Annotated in this window: 18 protein-coding genes; 4 read left to right on the top strand and 14 right to left on the bottom strand. The window is 69.1% G+C overall.

Annotated elements, in window-relative coordinates; genetic code table 11:
- Positions 1–409: 409 nt before the first annotated feature.
- From ACFWY5_RS57225 to ACFWY5_RS57210, 4 genes are all read right to left on the bottom strand, one after another.
- Positions 410–1,051 (bottom strand): response regulator, encoded by a 642-nt coding sequence (locus ACFWY5_RS57225; RefSeq protein ID WP_379610996.1) that lies wholly within the window; start codon positions 1,049–1,051, stop codon positions 410–412.
- Entirely contained in the window at positions 1,048–2,310 is a 1,263-nt protein-coding gene (locus ACFWY5_RS57220) for a sensor histidine kinase (protein ID WP_379640282.1), read from the bottom strand. The genes ACFWY5_RS57225 and ACFWY5_RS57220 overlap by 4 nt, the downstream gene beginning before the upstream one ends.
- Positions 2,311–2,318: 8 nt before the next feature.
- Positions 2,319–3,266 (bottom strand): hypothetical protein, encoded by a 948-nt coding sequence (locus tag ACFWY5_RS57215; protein WP_379640281.1) that lies wholly within the window; start codon positions 3,264–3,266, stop codon positions 2,319–2,321.
- 311 nt (positions 3,267–3,577) lie between these two features.
- Positions 3,578–3,946 carry a PASTA domain-containing protein gene (locus tag ACFWY5_RS57210; protein WP_379611000.1) on the bottom strand — a complete coding sequence of 123 codons (369 nt, stop codon included), beginning with the start codon at positions 3,944–3,946 and terminating at the stop codon, positions 3,578–3,580.
- A gap of 233 nt (positions 3,947–4,179) precedes the next feature.
- Here ACFWY5_RS57210 and ACFWY5_RS57205 point away from each other — a divergent pair, with 233 nt between their 5' ends.
- Positions 4,180–4,725 (top strand): pyridoxamine 5'-phosphate oxidase family protein, encoded by a 546-nt coding sequence (locus tag ACFWY5_RS57205; RefSeq protein ID WP_379640280.1) that lies wholly within the window; start codon positions 4,180–4,182, stop codon positions 4,723–4,725.
- Between the two features lie 397 nt (positions 4,726–5,122).
- Here ACFWY5_RS57205 and ACFWY5_RS57200 read toward each other — a convergent pair whose 3' ends face one another.
- From ACFWY5_RS57200 to ACFWY5_RS57170, 7 genes are all read right to left on the bottom strand, one after another.
- The gene (locus ACFWY5_RS57200) at positions 5,123–5,284 is read right to left on the bottom strand and encodes a hypothetical protein (protein ID WP_379611002.1); all 162 of its coding nucleotides are present in this window, start codon (positions 5,282–5,284) and stop codon (positions 5,123–5,125) included.
- Between the two features lie 121 nt (positions 5,285–5,405).
- Entirely contained in the window at positions 5,406–6,773 is a 1,368-nt protein-coding gene (locus ACFWY5_RS57195) for a DUF2207 family protein (protein ID WP_379640279.1), read from the bottom strand.
- Between the two features lie 2 nt (positions 6,774–6,775).
- A complete protein-coding gene (locus tag ACFWY5_RS57190) occupies positions 6,776–7,336 on the bottom strand; it encodes a LemA family protein (protein ID WP_379611004.1) in 561 nt (186 codons plus the stop codon).
- A 45-nt stretch (positions 7,337–7,381) separates the two neighbouring features.
- Positions 7,382–7,783 carry a YbaB/EbfC family nucleoid-associated protein gene (locus ACFWY5_RS57185; RefSeq protein ID WP_379640278.1) on the bottom strand — a complete coding sequence of 134 codons (402 nt, stop codon included), beginning with the start codon at positions 7,781–7,783 and terminating at the stop codon, positions 7,382–7,384.
- A 2-nt stretch (positions 7,784–7,785) separates the two neighbouring features.
- On the bottom strand, positions 7,786–8,169 hold the full coding sequence (locus ACFWY5_RS57180) for a YbaB/EbfC family nucleoid-associated protein (protein WP_379640277.1): 384 nt from the start codon (positions 8,167–8,169) through the stop codon (positions 7,786–7,788).
- Positions 8,166–8,954 carry a hypothetical protein gene (locus ACFWY5_RS57175; protein WP_379640276.1) on the bottom strand — a complete coding sequence of 263 codons (789 nt, stop codon included), beginning with the start codon at positions 8,952–8,954 and terminating at the stop codon, positions 8,166–8,168. Before ACFWY5_RS57175 ends, ACFWY5_RS57180 begins: the two co-directional genes overlap by 4 nt.
- Positions 8,955–8,992: 38 nt before the next feature.
- On the bottom strand, positions 8,993–9,403 hold the full coding sequence (locus ACFWY5_RS57170) for a hypothetical protein (RefSeq protein ID WP_379611008.1): 411 nt from the start codon (positions 9,401–9,403) through the stop codon (positions 8,993–8,995).
- 820 nt (positions 9,404–10,223) lie between these two features.
- Between ACFWY5_RS57170 and ACFWY5_RS57165 the strand changes: the two genes are divergently transcribed.
- Positions 10,224–10,652: a VOC family protein gene (locus ACFWY5_RS57165; RefSeq protein WP_379611009.1), complete on the top strand. Its 429-nt coding sequence runs from the start codon at positions 10,224–10,226 to the stop codon at positions 10,650–10,652.
- 231 nt (positions 10,653–10,883) lie between these two features.
- Here the strand turns inward: ACFWY5_RS57165 and ACFWY5_RS57160 are convergent, their stop codons facing one another.
- The 3 genes from ACFWY5_RS57160 to ACFWY5_RS57150 all read right to left on the bottom strand — a co-directional run bounded on the left by ACFWY5_RS57160 (position 10,884) and on the right by ACFWY5_RS57150 (position 13,893).
- Positions 10,884–11,486 carry a hypothetical protein gene (locus ACFWY5_RS57160; protein ID WP_379611011.1) on the bottom strand — a complete coding sequence of 201 codons (603 nt, stop codon included), beginning with the start codon at positions 11,484–11,486 and terminating at the stop codon, positions 10,884–10,886.
- Positions 11,483–12,346 (bottom strand): hypothetical protein, encoded by an 864-nt coding sequence (locus ACFWY5_RS57155; RefSeq protein ID WP_379611012.1) that lies wholly within the window; start codon positions 12,344–12,346, stop codon positions 11,483–11,485. The genes ACFWY5_RS57160 and ACFWY5_RS57155 overlap by 4 nt, the downstream gene beginning before the upstream one ends.
- A gap of 473 nt (positions 12,347–12,819) precedes the next feature.
- Complete coding sequence (locus tag ACFWY5_RS57150) at positions 12,820–13,893, bottom strand: hypothetical protein (protein ID WP_379640275.1); 1,074 nt, start codon at positions 13,891–13,893, stop codon at positions 12,820–12,822.
- 9 nt (positions 13,894–13,902) lie between these two features.
- On the opposite strand from ACFWY5_RS57150, the gene ACFWY5_RS57145 reads away from it, so the two are divergent.
- Both ACFWY5_RS57145 and ACFWY5_RS57140 read left to right on the top strand, forming a co-directional pair.
- On the top strand, positions 13,903–14,520 hold the full coding sequence (locus tag ACFWY5_RS57145) for a hypothetical protein (protein ID WP_379640274.1): 618 nt from the start codon (positions 13,903–13,905) through the stop codon (positions 14,518–14,520).
- 232 nt (positions 14,521–14,752) lie between these two features.
- The gene (locus ACFWY5_RS57140) at positions 14,753–15,859 is read left to right on the top strand and encodes a hypothetical protein (RefSeq protein ID WP_379640273.1); all 1,107 of its coding nucleotides are present in this window, start codon (positions 14,753–14,755) and stop codon (positions 15,857–15,859) included.
- Positions 15,860–16,084: the final 225 nt, after the last annotated feature.

The raw sequence follows: 16,084 nt of genomic DNA, 5'->3' as shown, positions 1-16,084 counted from the left end.
GAGCTCGAAGTGGTCCTCGCGCAGGTCGGCGTCCGGACGCGCGGTCAGCCGCAGCTCCGTCGCGTGGGTGATCGTCATACGCCGACCGTAGGAAGAGACGCGGAACAGACATTGATCTCGATCATGGTGTCCTCTCCGATGCGGATGTGATGAAGCCCCGGCCAGCCGGAATGGCTGCCCTCCCGAGTACTCGTTGCTGAACTATTGTCCAAAAACGCGACCACCATCGGCCGGGCGCCGAGGAGTGGCAGCTCGTCCTTGGTCAGGAGGCAGCGCTGCACCAGGCTCTGCTCGGCACCAGATAATCGTATGGATATATTTTTATATTGTCGAGCCTGTTTCCTCAAGGCTGCGAGGAGATGGGCGTGAGCGCCTTCCTGGTCGTCACGAGCTCGTGCCAGCCAGATGCTTAACGTTCACCCGGAGTGACAACGCCGGATTCGTACGCCAGCACCACCGCCTGGACCCGGTCGCGCAGCCCGAGCTTGGTCAGGATGCGCCCCACGTGGGTCTTGACCGTGGTCTCCGACAAGAACAATCCGGCCCCGATCTCGGCGTTGGACGCGCCCCTGGCCAGGCTGAGGAAGACTTCGCGCTCGCGCCCGGTGAGCACCTTGAGCACGGTCTCCGGGTCGGTGTCGGCCTTGGCCACGAGTCGCCCGATGAGCCGCCGGGTCGTGGCGGGCGCGATGATCGAGTCGCCCCGGTGCACGTGCCGGATCGCGGCGATGATCTCCTCTCCCGGCGCGTCCTTCAGCATGAACCCGCTCGCACCGGCCCGCAGCGCGGCCAATGCGTGCTCGTCGAGGTCGAACGTGGTCAGCACCAGCACCTTCGGCGGGTCGTTCAGCCGCTGGATCTCCCGGGTGGCGGTGACTCCGTCCATCCGGGGCATGCGGATGTCCATCACCACCACGTCGACGCGCCGCGACTCCAACGCCTTCAGGGCCGCCAGGCCGTCGGCAGCCTCGGCGGCCACCTCCATGTCGGGCTGGGACCTGACGACCATGGTCAGGCCGTTGCGCAGCAGTTCCTGATCGTCGACGATCATGATCCTGATGATGGGAGGCTCCTCGGCTCATAGGGCACGGTGGCCGACAGTACGAAGCCGGCGCCGGCACGCCTACCGGCCTCCAGGGTGCCTCCCACCATGCTGAGCCGTTCGCGCATCCCGGTCAGCCCGACGCCGGCCCCTTCGGCGGGCGGGCCGTCGCCATCGTCGGTGATGGTGATGTGCAGTCCGTCCGGGCGCCACGCCAGCGTCAGGTCGGCCGCGGCCGTCGCCCCCGCGTGCTTGATCACGTTGGTCAACCCCTCTTGGATGACGCGATAGGCGGTCAGGTCGGCCGCGGGTCGCAGCGGCTGGGCGTCCCCATTCTCCTGTACGGCGACGCGTACCCCCGTATCGCGCACCTGGTCGAGCAGGTCGGGCAGGTCACCGAGGCCCGGTTGCGGAGCGGTGCCGCCGTCGGCGCGCAGCACGCCCAGGAGCCCGCGCATGTCGCGCAGGGCCTCGCGCCCGACCCCGGCGATGGTGGCGAACACCTCCGCCCTGGGCGCGTCCGGATCGGACAGCCTGCCACCCTCCGCCTGGCTGACCATGACGGCGAGCGAGTGGGACACCACGTCGTGCATCTCGCGGCTGATGCGGTCGCGTTCGGCCCGCGCCGCCTCCTCCCGCTCCCGCGCGCGGTCGGCCTCGGCCCGCTCGGCCTTCGCCCGTAGCTCGGACAGGAACAACCCCCGCATCCGGCTGAGGCGGCCCAGCGACCACAGGCACGCCGCCACCGCGACCAGGCCGGCCGACAGCCCGATCCGCCAGGCGACCAGCTCGTGGGAACCCGACGACCCGCCCCAGGAGGCCGGATTCCACAGACGCGCCAGGAGCAGGCCCACACCCGCCAGGGCGACGGCCAGGCAGACCAGGCCGGGCACCAGGTCGAGCCGGCTGGACGCCGTGTAAAGCAGCAGCCCGAAGACCAGCGTGCTCGGCAGCAGCGCCGCCGGATAGTAGGCGCCGCCCGGGTCGTGCAGCGGCGGCAACGCCACCAGCAGCAGCATCGCCGCCGCGCCCAGCCCGTACGCCGCCAGCGGGCGCAGCCGGCGCGGAACGACGCAAGCATGCAGCACCAGCAGGCCGAGACCCGCGAGCAGGCGGAGCGACAGGGGACTGTCCGACGCCTGCAGCAGGCCCAGCGAGACCAGGCCGAGCGGCAGGACGAGCAGGACGGCGAGCACGGCATCGGCGCTCACCTGATGCCGGTTGAGAAGGGAGTCCACCGCGGCGCCTGCAGACCGGGACTCTCGCACGTCCACCATTATGGTCGGCGTGCGTGAGCGGGGTGCCGGCGGCGTGAGAGGTAGGCCAGCGCGGCCACCGCCAGGGCCGCGCCCCACAGCGGCCACAACATCTCCGGAAGCCAGGCGCCCAGCTCGACGTCGGCGCCCGCCGGGCCGACCTGCTCGCCGGTGAGCTTCTTGCGCACGTACATCAGTCCGGCGGAGGTGATGGGGAGGGCGCCGGCCAGAGCCAGGCAGGCCGGGAACCGCGCCGGAATCGGACGCCCGCGCAGGAACGGCACCCAGCGCGGCCAGTTCTCACCCCACGGCCGGACCAGGCCGACGGTCAGGAACGCGCCGAGGAGACCGAGCGTGCTGAGACCGGCGCCGATCGGGGTGATCTCGGCGATTTCGGCCAGGAACCGGTCGCTGATGCCGACGGGTACGCCCAGGAGCCAGCCGAACCGGGTGACGGCGTAGACGACGGGGACGGCGACCGCGACGGCGGTCGCGTACCGCCCGATCCGGAGCGCGCCGGCGGCGCTGCCGGGCCGTCCGGATCCGGCGATCAGCGCGCGTGTCCCCAAGAGCATCAGGCTGACGCCGGCCGCCATCAGGATGAGCAGGTTGACGCTCGGCCACGTCAACATGGTCGCGATCATCGAGAATTCGGCCTGGCCGGCCAGCGCGGCGGCCAGCATCACCGGCAGGTAGCCGGCGGTCATCATGATGCGTACGTCGGGCAGGAGGACCGCCAGGACGGCGCCGGCCACGACGGCGACGACGGCGGGGACCCGGTTGAGCGGGCCTCGGGCGGCGAGCACGGCAACGGCACCGGCCACCAGCGCCGACATCGCCAGCAGACCCCCGCCGGCCGCCGCCGGAAGCGGATCGAGCAGGGTGCTGCCCGCCCCCGTACGGCCGGCGTCGAACGGATATCCGGGCCCTCCCAAAGCCCAGAGCAGGCCGAGGGCCAGATAACTCACGGACCAGACAACGATGATCAGGACCGGCACAGTCGTCCGGCGGCTTCCTGGAGGAAAGGTGTTCACCCGGCTCAATCTGCCGCCGCGGCGATACCCCGCACATCGTCACCGAGTCTCACCCGCCTCCTCCGGAGGTCGCGACGCCGTCGTACCAGCGGAGGACTGAGGGCGTGCGGGAGGGGCGCGCTACGACACTGTCGCCTGCGGTGCGGTATCCAACCGCCAGGAGAGGGAAACCGCGGGCGGCATGATGATCGGTCGCGCTGCTTCGCCTGGCTGCGGGAAGCGCCGTCGTCGGATCGTTTTGGGTGTCAGGGGCAGGGGTGGGGCGGGCGTTGCCAGATCCAGACGTCGACCGCGGTGCCGGCCGGGTAGAGGACGAGTGGGTTGGAGCCGACGGATGTGCGCGGGTTCTGGCTGGCGATCAGGCCGATGTTGTTGCAGACGTGATCGATGGTGGAGCGCTGGATGCCGAAGGAGAAGCCGAAGGTGGCCAGTGTGGAGCGGGCCTGGCCGATGCCGAGACCGACGATGTCCGGCATTTCGCAGAATCGGGTGCCGTGGTTCGTGACGCAGACCGGGGATGTGGCGGTGCTCTGCGCGGTGGCGCTTCCGGTGAGCAGGGCGGTGCCCAGGCAGGCGGTGGCGGCCATGGCGCTCGCCCAGCGGAGTGTTCTCATCAGGTGTCCCTTCGAGGAGATGTCATCACCTTCGGGGCGTTCCATCGCGTTCCCCGCCGTGCCATGAGCAGACGCTTGATCTCGGCCTGCGCACAGGCGGTCCGCGAGGGGACGGCATCGCGATCACCCGATGCCCGCCGTGGCGGGGTCCGTGCGGGCGGCGAGGGACTTGGTGAGATCCCGGGCGCTGGGCTTGCGTAGCCTTCGTGATGAAACGGGGAAGGGAGTTCCGCATGACACCGAAACAGCCCAAGACCGAACTCGACGCCCGCTACAGTTCCGCCCTGAACCCGCGTCCGGGCGCGGAGAACGTCACCGCCACCGACTGGGACCAGGCCCAGCGCCAGCTACGCGCCGCCGAGATATTCTGGATCACCACGGTACGGCCGGATGGCCGGCTGCACGTCACGCCACTCATCGCCGCCTGGCACGACGGGGCACTGCACTTCAGCACCGGGCCGGGCGAGCAGAAGGCGAAGAACCTGGCCGGCAACGCCCACTGCGCGCTCACCACCGGGAACAACTCACTGTCCGAAGGTCTCGACATCGTGATCGAGGGTACGGCGGAGCGGGTGACGAATCCGGCACGGCAGGACGAGGTCATCGCCGCGTTCGAGGCGCAGTACGGGGACCACATCACCTCCCCCGAGGGGACCTTCTACGGCTTCGGCGACAGCATCCGCAAGGGCAAGGACCTGCTGTTCGCGGTGACACCCGGCACGGCGTACGGCTTCGGGCACGACAGCCAGGTGTTCAGCCACACCCGCTACACCTTCTAGCGGGCCTCGCCCGAGGTCGCGCACGGACGCGAAACCCGTCCCACGGGGGGGTGACGATGTGCTGCGCGATCGGCTGCCCCATCAGGTACGCCAGGGAGTGCAGGTCACCGGTGCGCGGATCCACCTTGGAATGCGCGTTGGCGCTGAAGCCCTCCGGGGTGGCGCCCTTCGGGCAGGGGCCGATCGTAGCCCTGTCCAGCGCGTCGGCGACCTCCGCCGCGCGGGTTGGGCCCTATCCGCAGGTAGCGGCCCTCAAGATCGGCGGGAAGGCTGCCGGTCACGGGCAGGTCGTGGTGCAGTGGGGCGTGGTGGTGGCCGTCCCGCGCGTCGGCACCGCTTGCGGGCGGACAACATACCTGGGTTGCCCGCCCACGCGGCTTGAACGGAGGCTACGGCCTCAGCCGACCGGCAGCCCGTTGATCGGCAGTCCTCGGGTCAGCCCGGCGAGCAGGGTGCCGGGCATGCTCTGGCCCTCGTTGGGCGGCGTCGGTGCGGCTTGGGCGGGAGAGGCCAGAAACAGCCCCGCGGCGGCAACGGGGATCAGAACCAGGTAGCGCATCGTGCTCCTTACACAGGTCGGCATGGACCCCTGCATCCTGGGCCACGACCTGGGCGGCTGCCATCCGCCCGGCGCGAGTTTGACCAACCCCAGACCGGCGGCCGCCCCTCACCCGACGCTCCTACGTCTCGGAGGGCCGGGCGGAGCGCCGTTCCAGCACCTCGATCGAAGCCAGGTAGCCCGCCCCGGTCACCCGCGCCCGCACCAGGTCCCCGTCGGCGACGCCCGCCAGCTGGCCGGCGAGCGCGCGAATCGCCCGCACGCGCCGCGGTCCGTGGTCGATGGCCAGGTAGTGCAGTTCGCCGGTGATCTCGGCCGCGTGCAGTCTGATCACCCGGCCCTCCAGCGTCCGGCGCGGCTTGGCGTTCCTAGCCCGGCGCTTCCACACCGTCTTGGTGACCAGCCCGATCGGCAAGATCACGATCAGCATGAACACGACGGTGACGAGTCCGCCGCCAACGATCATGATCATCGAGATGACGAACGGCGCCGGGTCGTCGGGAGCCAGGGTGCGCAGGCCGTACCAGATGCTCACCCCCAGCGCGCTCCCCACCCAGATGCAGAAGATCAGAAGGAGCAGCAGCCCGGTGATCACCTTGCTCTGGCCGGGGTAGGTGACCCGGACCCGGTGCCAGAGCCCGCCGTGGTCGGACCAGGCGTGCTCCTGATCGCGCGGGAGCAGTACCGGAAGGCTGGCCAGCGCGGCGCGGGTGAGACCGAACGCGGCGGCGTAGGCGAGTCGCCTGCCCCAGATCGTCACCGCTGCCGACGGCAGGCTGTCCACGTGCGCGATCCCGCGCAGGTGCGCGCGCACGCCCAGCCAATGCCCGGCGGCGGCCCGGCCGCGCCTGGTCAGCCGCTCGCCACCCAGGCGCTTGTCGAAGGCGGTGGTCGCGACGAGCCCGATCAGGAGGATGTGCGGCGTGAGCGCGCCCACCGGCCTGGGCATCAACGTCAGGTCGGCCAGCACGCCCCACAGGAGGGCGGCGAGCAGCCCGGTGATCGACATACCGGTGCCGGGGCCGCCCGCCTTCCCGGTCAGGCCCAGACCACGCGCCTCCGCGATCACGCTCTTCTCGAAGTCGTCCTGCCATCGCCCCAGGTCGCGGCTGCCCTCGGCGATCGCCTCCGTGGCGACCACGCCGGTGCCGCCCAGCGTGGTGAGATGGTCCAAGACCATCATCTCGTACGGCTTGAGCCCGTCCCTGGCACGATCCCGGCGCAGCCGTACCAGACAGAGGTCGGGCCCGACCTCCTCGATACCGGCGTAACCCCGCGCCGCCAGATCCAGCACCGTGGCCGCGGCCGCCTCGTGGGTGAGCCTGCCGTTCTCGGTGATCAGGTCGACCACCGCGGGCGAGAGCCCCTCGAACTCCGGCGCCGCCACGCCCCGGCCCGCGCGCGGCCCCTTGGCGGCCCGGATGCGCCAGATGACCTGCAGCGACCACAGCAGGGTGAGGGCGGCCGCCGCGATCGCGAGCCCCGGCACGCTCAGAACCTCACCTCGACCGGCCCGCGCTCGGGGTCGGCGGTGCGGAAGTACTCGCGTTCCCGGTGCCCGGTCAGTCCGGCCACGAGGTTGGACGGGATTGTGTGCAGCGCGTTGTTGTAGGCGAGCACGGCGTCGTTGTAGTACTGCCGGGCGTAGGCGATGCGGTTCTCGCCGGTGGCCAGTTCGTCCTGCAGCGCGGCGAAGTTCTCGCTGGCCCGCAGCCGGGGGTATGCCTCCGCGATCGCCATGACGCCGCCGATGGCCGCGCTCAGCGTGGACTCGGCCCGCGCCCGTCCTTCCGGACCCGCGGGCCGCACGGCCGCGCTTCTGGCCGCGAGCACAGCCTCCAGCGTCTGGCGTTCGTGCGCGGCGTACCCCTGGACCGTGCGCACGAGGTTGGGGATGAGGTCGTGGCGGCGTTTGAGCTGCACGTCGATCTGCGACCAGGCGTTGTCGACGGCGTTGCGCTTGACCACGAGGCTGTTGTAGATCAGGACGACCAGGAGCGCGCTCAGCAGGATCAGGGCGAGCACGGTCAGGAAGAAAGCCACCTTTCTCATTTACCGCTGGTCGCTTGCAAGCGGCATGACGATTTCATAATCCGGCTAGGGACGCGCTCCCGGTGGCCAAGGGTGATCTGGCCGGAGGTGCGCGCGAGCCTCGAAGTCGCGCTGCGCGTCGCCGAGCAGGCTGCCGAGGCGGTGTCCGGTCGCGGCCACCAGTTCGTCCATCATCTCGGCCTTGGCCTGGGCGGCCATCCCTTCGGCCGCCTCCACGGCCGCGACCACGGCGTCCGCGAGCGCGATGCCGTCGTTTCTGCGCTTGCCCAGCGCGCTGATGTCGAGTGCCACCAGCGTTCCCGCCGCGTCCACCGTCGCGACGACGCCGCCTTCCGCCGCCGCGCCGGTGAAGGTCCGGGCGCTCCACTTCTCGACGATCGGGTCGATCTTGGCGGACGCCCCGGCGAGCCGCTCGGCGTACATCCGCAACTGCCGCATCTCGTCCATGCTCACTCCTGGCGCAGAACAGCGTCGAAGTAGGGTTGCAGCACATCCGGTTCGGCGGTGGACCGGCCGCCGCTCAGGGCGGCGATCGTCTCGTCCAACCCCTCACCCATCCTTTCCCGGGCGGCGAGGATGGCCTGGAATACGGCCTGGCCCAGCGCGGCGTGGTCGAGATCGCGGATGGCCCTGGGATCAATGGTCACCTGGAGCAGGCGTCCCGTACCCGAGATCGTGGCCGCCACCCGGCCCGTGTCGTCGACGCCGGTCAGCCGCCGGTCCGCGAGTTCGCTCAGCGCACCGGCGAACGCGTGGACCCACCCTTGGAAATCGCGGACGAGGCCGTCGAGGTCACCGTCCCTGCCTTGGTTGAAGGCGCCGGCGTGTGTCACTTCGGCTCCCGGGCGAAGGCGGGTTGCCAGTGGCGGACGTCTTCGATGTCCGGGTTCACGGTCAGATTCCGGGCTCCCATGTCGGGCCGGCCCATGGTGTAGAAGATGCCCTTCACATCGTGAAGCTTGAGTTCGAGATCCAAGAGAGTGCTCTCGTTCTTGTTGTAGACGTCGGCGAACTGCACGAGCAGGTTGCCGGCCGCGGTGAGGAAGAGGCCGGCGAACGTCATCAGGGCTACCCTGCCGACCGGATGAGCGCTCATCTCGATGAGCCCCGCGAAGATCGGTGCGGACAAGCCCCACAGCGCGGCGGCCGACAGGTCGTACTGCAGCACCTCCTTGTACTGACTGTCCATCGCGCCGCTGAGGTCCTCGGCGAGGCCGGCGAGCTGGTCGAACATGCCGATCAGCTTGAACCTGAGGTACTGCTGGAACGTCTCGACCGCTTCGCCCTTCCAGTTGCCCGAGATCTCGCTGAAGTAGGTGATCCACACGTCCCAGGCGCTGCCCTTGATGTTGCCGTGCAGCTCCTTCCACGTCTCCCGGCGGTCGGAGTACAGCTTGGGGTTGCCGAGGTTCAGGAGGGAGGCCACGAGCAGCGCCCCTCCCGCCGCACCGGCACCGGACATCGCCAGCCCGAGCCGGATCGGCTGGTTGTGGTTGCGCACTTGGGCGATCAGGTTCCTGAAGAACCCGGGATCGCTGCGCTGCCCCAAGGTGACGGTCCGCATGATCTTGCCGTCGGGGCCGTACACGTGCATCTGGCGTGGGCCGGGCGGAGGCATTTCGCTGGGGAAGTTCAGAGGGGCAGGCGGGGGAGGCGTCATGTGGTCGTCTTCCAGGGGTCGGTCTTTTCGATGGCGGCCACCGTCTGCTCGTTGGCCGCGCGGTAGTTCTGGGCGACCCTCATCAGCTTGTGGCCGTCCTCCTTCAGCACCTCGCGCAGAATCGCCGCGCAGTCCGCCCATGCGTCGGCGATGGCGTTCAGCCTGCTGACGAACATCAGCCCGATCATCGGGACACCGGCGACGGGCGCGAGATTGGACCCCTCGAACCTGGGCGTGGCGGTCTGGAGCATGCTGACCACGTCGGCGGCGGAGTCCATCACCTTCGCGAACGACATGATCGTGTCGCTACGGAACTCGACACCGTCCTTGTCCGGCGCGGGCGTGGGGGCCTTGCGATCAGCGACGTCCGGAGAGTTGACCTGGCGCAGGCTGGTGGGCAGGCACACCGAGAAGGGGCACTGCGGGGTGTGCGGGCATGGGCTGATCCCGGCTGCCGGTGGCGCCGGCTCGGTTGCCGAGAGACTCGGCGATGGGGATGGTGTTGGCGTCGCCGAAGCCGTGGGGGAGGGGGAGACGCTGGGGGACGGTTGGGGAGACGTGCTTTGTGACACATCCGGATATGTCGGCCCTTGGGCGGCGACATCAGACAATCTGTTCACCTTTCTTGATCCGGTCGGTCACCGGTCACACGTTCATCACGGGGATGCCCGCCGTACACCACACGCGCACGTCTCATGGTTGGAGCGGCGACGGGCCTGGCGGGCCAAGCCTGAATATCAACCTGCCGCCACGGCTCAGAAGATCCGCGCACGGATTGCACAGAAATCCCGCACGGCACTACCAGAGACTGACGATCAGGCAGGGACAGGCGGAGCGGACGGCACGAGACCTCACCTCGGGTCCCCGCACGTTCAGATGTGGCAGGCGGGGTTTGCCGTGTCGGCGCGCACCCTGGAGAGGGTGACCCCGAGGGATTGGGGAAGGTGCCACTCTGCGGCACGGCTGCGCCAAGCGCGTCGAAGGCCATGCCCACCTCCGCAGGGGGCTGTCCGCACCTGGCGTTCAGCCGGGTCACGATCTTGTACCCTGCCCGCCTGGTCCCGCCGTCCCGCATGAGGTTCGTCTTTGCCCTGATCCTGTCGCGAAGCACCATCACCGTAGGGATCACCCATCGTCCACTCGCCACCGCCCAAAACAAAGTGCTCAGTTGATGAGCACTTTGAGCGAGATGATGGATACACGACCTCGAGAGAGAAGGAAGATCACATGTTGCGAGGGCTCACCACCACGTCGTTCTACTCGCCCGACCTCCAGGCCACCAAGAGCTGGTACACCGAGCTGTTCGGGATCGCGCCCTACATGGACACCCCGGCCTACCTGGAGTGGCGCATCGGCGACTACCAGCACGAGTTCGGCGTCATCGACAGCTCCTACGCCGACAGCGAGCTGGCCAGGACTCCGTCGCCGGAGGCGGTCGGCCGGCCGGCGGGCGCGGTGGTCTTCTGGCACGTCGACGACGTGCCCGCGGCGCTGGACCGGCTCGTGAAGATGGGAGCCAAGGAGCACGACGCGCCCCGCGACCGCGGCACCGGCTTCATCACCGCCACCGTGATCGACCCGTGGGGCAACATCCTGGGCCTGATGTACAACCCGCACTACCTGGAGATCTTGCGTTCGCTGAAGGGCGAGTCATGAAGATCGTTAACCCGGTGCCTCAGCCATCAAGAGATGACCAGCCCGACTCGTGATGAGATCGAGAGGCCGTGGGCTGGGCGAGTCTCTCCAGGCCGGACAGAACGAATCTGGCGGCGAGGCTCACCTGCGTGATCCACAACCACACGTTCATGGAGGCGTATCCCCGTCCACGTGCTGAGCGCCCGGCGGAGCCCTGGTGGGTTCGGGATGCCTTCTGCCCGTCGCGGACACCTACCTTGTCGTCATTCCCGAACGCTTCCTGATCTTGCTGAGGGTGAGTTGGCTGGCGCGGATGTCGGTGATCAGCACGTACGCGACCAGCAGGAGCCCGAGACACAGAGCGGCCGCGCCCCACCAGGGGATCTCGGCGAGCAGCAGATAGCCGTCGCGGTCACTCAGCGACCTGATCACCATCGTGACCGCGGCCACCACCACGGTGCCCATCAGCCAGCTCCGCAGCCGTGGCAGGCTCTCCATGTTCCACAACCGGATCCGCCACGTCATGAACACGGCCAGCACACCGAGCAGCGCGCAGAACCCGATCAGCCACCAGGGCAGCGCGAACGACTGCTGTTCGGCGATCTGCGCCTGGGCGGCGCGCAGCTCGGCCTCGGCCTTGCGCTGGGCCGTGACGGCGGCGTCGAGTTGCTTCTTGAGCTGCGCCACGCTCTTCTCCTGACGCGCGGGCGGCGTGGCGGCCTCGGTCGGCAGCATTCGCGCCACGACGGTCAGCATGATCGCGACGAACGCCAGCGCCAGCACGATGGCCATGAACAGGTCGATGAAGCGCAGGTCGAGCGGCGGCGCGAACGACCTGGCCGGACGCTTCCTCACGGCTCCCTCACCAGCGTGTACTTCTGGGGCCTGCTCTCGGCGGCGCTCAGCCGTTCCACCGCCGTGCGCAGCGCGTCGAGGCCCTTGACCAGCTCCTCCGTCCTGCCTCTGGACTGGGCCAGCTCCTGCGTCAGCCCCTGCATCGCCGGAGCCGCCTGCTTGGCGGGCAGCCGCGCGACATAGGTCAGGAACACCTCGTCCGCGGCCACCACCGCGGCGCGCTCGGCCCGCTCGACCAGCGCCATCGCGCCGAACGCGAGCACGCTCAGAAACAACGCGATCAGCGTGACACCGAACGCCGACGCCAGCTCCGGCAGCACGTGCTGTTTGAGCGCGGTGATCAGCACGGAGGGGTCGCCCTGGCTGTCCAGGGCGCTGGAGAACGAGCTGACCATTTCGGCCATCGTCAGTGCGGTGCCGATGAATCCGAAGACCGGCAGCGCCCAGATCAGCGTGTGGTCAAGGTGGTGCTTGTTGGCTATCTCGCTGTCGTCCAGGGCTGAGCGCGCGCTCAGCACCGCCTCGCAGTCGTTGCCGGCCTCGGCCGCCTCCCGGAACAGCTTGAGCCGCCGCGCCACGAGCGTGTCCTCGTTCGCCTTCACGGCCTGAACGTTCACCCTGGCCCGGGTGATGGCGGCGTTCTCCCGCCGGATGTCCGGCACCGCCCGCGCGATCCTGAGCACGGTGGTCAAGAACACCCCGATGATCACCGTGACCACCAGCTCCGCCGCCGCTGGGGCCGTGGTCGCACCCACGGACACCAGCACCGTTTCCACCACTCCGGCCACCATCAGCAGCACGGAGACGATCAGGGCAACCACCGGCGCGAACACCGAGTGGTGCCAGTCGTACCTTGACACTCGTCAACCTCACTCCGGCACAAGAATTGTCAAAGCAATACCCAAGCACACGTAGAGCGATTAATGGTGACGGCGAGGCATCAGATCTCTGAGAGCTCGGCGATCGGACGCTGGGTCGGGTGAAGCCCCTGGAGCTCCGCTTCGAACAGGACCCGCATGTTGCGGCAGGCTTCGCTCGCGGCGCTGGGTGCATCCCCCTCGACGGGGACGCCCGCCGAGGCCTACGGCGCGTACTTCGGGTCCACGGCACTGTGCCGGTTCCACCGGGACGTGATCGTGCTGCTGGGGGCGAACGATCTGGGCCTGCCCGGTTCGTCGTCGGCCCCGAAGGAGGAGACCGTCACAGCCGATCAGCTCATCCGGGGCCATCGACGCCTGATCGCGATGGCACACGCCCGCGGGCTGAAGATCTACGGCGGTACGGCGCACGCGCCATGGCCGCGGCGGTCCCCCTGCGGCTCTTCGGCTGACCGTCAGCGCAGGACGATCTCCGCGACCTGGAAGGCGAGCACGATCGTCAGCATCACCGCCAAGATGAGCCATTGGCGATGGGTCCACGAGGATCTGGCCGGCTCGATCGGAGGGCGCTGATCCAGCAGGTCGCGCAGTACCGCGTTGACCTGGTAGTCGGGCAGCAGCCGCTCCAGCTCCGGGATCAGCGCCGGCAGGCGGGAACGCACGTCGGCCGGCCGGCGTGCGGCGGCCCAGTCACGAACGTCCCTCAGGATGTCCTCGACCTGCCCGGCGCTGGTCGCCTCCGCCAGCTCTTCCAGGAAGACCTCGAAGGCGTCGCGCGCGGCGAAGGAGTACGGCTCGGGAAGGGCCTTCGGCAGGGGCATCGACCCCGATGAGATCGGTGTACGGGGCGCGGGCGGATCCTGCGCCCCCGATCGCGCCGGGAAGTGCGCGGGGGACAGGGGCACGGGATGTCCCGCCGAGGCGGGCTCGCCGGCGGGCGACGGGGACACCGGGCGCGCCAAGGTCGTCTCCCTCGGCACGCGGGCGGTCCCGAGCAGCTCGATCCGTTCCTCCATCGGCATTCCGTCGGTGATCCGCAGCCGCTTGACCAGCCCTTCCAGCTCTCCGTCCGCGTACGCGCGCGCGATCATGTGCGCGATCTCGTTGTAGGTGCTGCCCTCGTCCGGCTGCCGCAGGTCGACGCGCCGCCGGTGTGAAGCCCGCGAGGACGGTCCCGGCCACTGCCGCAGGAAGATGACCTCGGCCCCCCGCTTGAGGTCGTCGCTCTCGTAGGTGGAGAACGTTCCCGGGTAACGCCCGAGCACCAGGTCCAGGACGTCCACCAACCCCCACAACTGCGCGATCGCCGGCCCCCGCGACGCCACCGACAGCGGCTGCCCGCGTCCGCGCAGCACCTCCGCCACGATCGGCGCCAGCGCCTGAGCCTCGGCCTGGGCCTGCCAGTCGAGCTCCGCGGCCGCCTCGGTGTAGGGGGCGAGCAACTGGGCCAGGTCGAGCGGCGCGGAATCGGCGGGCACCAGCGCCTCCCAGCCGGGCGCGAGCGCGAGCGTCTGGCGGACGTTCGGCATCGCCGAGGGGTGCGCGGCCGGGCCGCCCAGGTAAACGCGGTTGTCGCCGTCGCGGTGACCTATGTGTCGCTGGCCGTGGTCGCATTCTGGCTGCGTGGTCAGAAATGCGCCTGCTTCGGCGCCGCGCGCTTGGCGGCTGTGGGGCGGACCCATGTGTCCCTGAACGCGGTGGGGGCGGTCGTCGCCACGATGGTGGCCATTACTGGCAGCGCTGGGCCGTCCTCTGTGGTGGTGCGGCTCGGTGTCACCGCCGGCGCCGCCGTCGTCATATTCGGATTGATTCTGCTCCTCGATCGACGCCGTGAGACCACCGCGACGGCGCCACGACCGTGCGACGATCGCATCTACGGCGTGCGCCTGTATGGGGCTGATGACTGTCCAGCGTGCCAGGCCCTCAAGGAACTGATCGCGAAGATGGACCCGATCCGGCACAGGACGATCGAAATGGTCACCGTGGCCATGAGGGAGAAGCTCCCGGAGGAGGTGGACGGACTCGGCATCCCGTGCGCAGTTGGATTGGACGCCGAAGGCAATGTCGTTTGCGCGCCCGCCGAGGGAATCGGACCGGTCAAGCGGCTGATCGAGTCTGTGACGATTTCCGCGACGGCGGTGGCAAGTGACGGGTGATCTCAGTCAGACTCGGTCGCACCGGGAGATCGCTCCGGGAGGGCTGGCATGGGCCATCAACACCGTCCCCAGGTATCCGTCCATCGCCGAGCACAATCCCGTCTCCGTCACCTGGGACAGGCTGACCATCGATCCTGATCTCGGAGGCGCTCCTCCACCAAGGGGCCGTCCGGTGCGAGTCGAAGTTCGTGAGCTGGGACAGAGGAGAGGATGGGTACTCCCCGTTGAGGGAATGCTCGCCGCCACTCTCGCCTGGCACCCGGAACAGCCGCTGGTCGCCGGACTGGCGGTCCGCCGCCGGTGCGCGTATCCGTGGATAGCGAACTACCGGCTGGCGACGGTAGCGCATCACGAGAATGTGCGGGTGGTGACCTCGCTCGCGGGGCAAGGAAGCCCAATAGCGTGGGCAGGAGACCGCCTGGTCGTCCTGGTCCCCGGTGAGCCCGCCGATGACGAGGCCCCGGCTTCGCTTGCTGCCCCGGCGATCTACGAGGCCTCCGGTCCGGGTGAGGTCACCTTCTCACCCGGACTCCGCGAACTGGAAGGACTGGCCGCCGCCCGCGTGGCGACATTCGATCCGGGGACGGAGCGGCTCACACCGGTGAGCCCGCCTCTGCTCGTTCGCCAATTGTCCCCCGCGCCCGGGGGCAACCACCTGATTGTCGAAGCCAGTGCCGGGGAAGGGCCAGGCGGATTACTTTGGCGCCTCGGCTGTATGGAAGTAACGGGTCGCGCGCGAATGCGTCCTTTGGCCGAGGGGGCGCGATGGGCGGTCGATAGCGATGCCACCGCCTGGTGCGAGGACGACAAGGTTCGCGTTGCCGACCTGACCGGTGACCGGTGGTCCATTCCGGTGCGGCCCGACTCGCCTTGGTGGGTGGTGTGGCACGGCGACGAGCCGGCAGTCCTGTCCTCGCACGAGATCGGACTCCAGATGCACACCGCATCCGGGGATCGCCGCGAAACTTCCCTGCCTGAAGGAACGCGGATCCCGGCCGGTGCACGAGGACGGATGTCCGACGGGCGTTTCCTTATCGGCTGCCGAGGAGCGGACGGGGAAGTCGGATCGCTTGCCGTTGATCTCGATCCGTTCAAGGCACGGGCCAGGTGGGCACGCGATGACGTGGCTCCCTCGGCGAAGAACCGTTCCACCGCAGGAGGGGCGGGGCCGATCGTGGATATCCCCACCGGATTCGGCAACGCACAACTGACCCATTCATTCCAAGAACAGTTCGGAAAAGGTGACTTTGCTCTGGGTTCGGGCGGGCCTGATCGGAGACGCGGAACTCGGCCAGGGCCCGCCGCCGATTTCCTCCGGCTTTCGGGAGGCGACCCTTGACCTGCCTTTGCACTGGCCGTCCGATGCGACGGTGTCGATGGTGCATGACCAGATCACCAGTGCCGTGAGCGCTGCCGTGGACCGTTGCCAGTCAATGGTGACCGTTGGCGGACACAGTTTCGGCGCCACCCTAGGAGCTGTTTCTTAGATCAGGTGCGGAGCCAGATGGCCAGCGCTGCCAGGGTGACGGTGCCGTGGAAGATGTAGGCGCGTTTGTCGTATCGG

The sequence above is a fragment of the Nonomuraea sp. NPDC059007 genome, assembly GCF_042740555.1.
GTDB lineage: Bacteria > Actinomycetota > Actinomycetes > Streptosporangiales > Streptosporangiaceae > Nonomuraea.
Note: the sequence above shows the minus strand (reverse complement) of the source record. Positions and strands in the feature narration are given on the sequence as shown.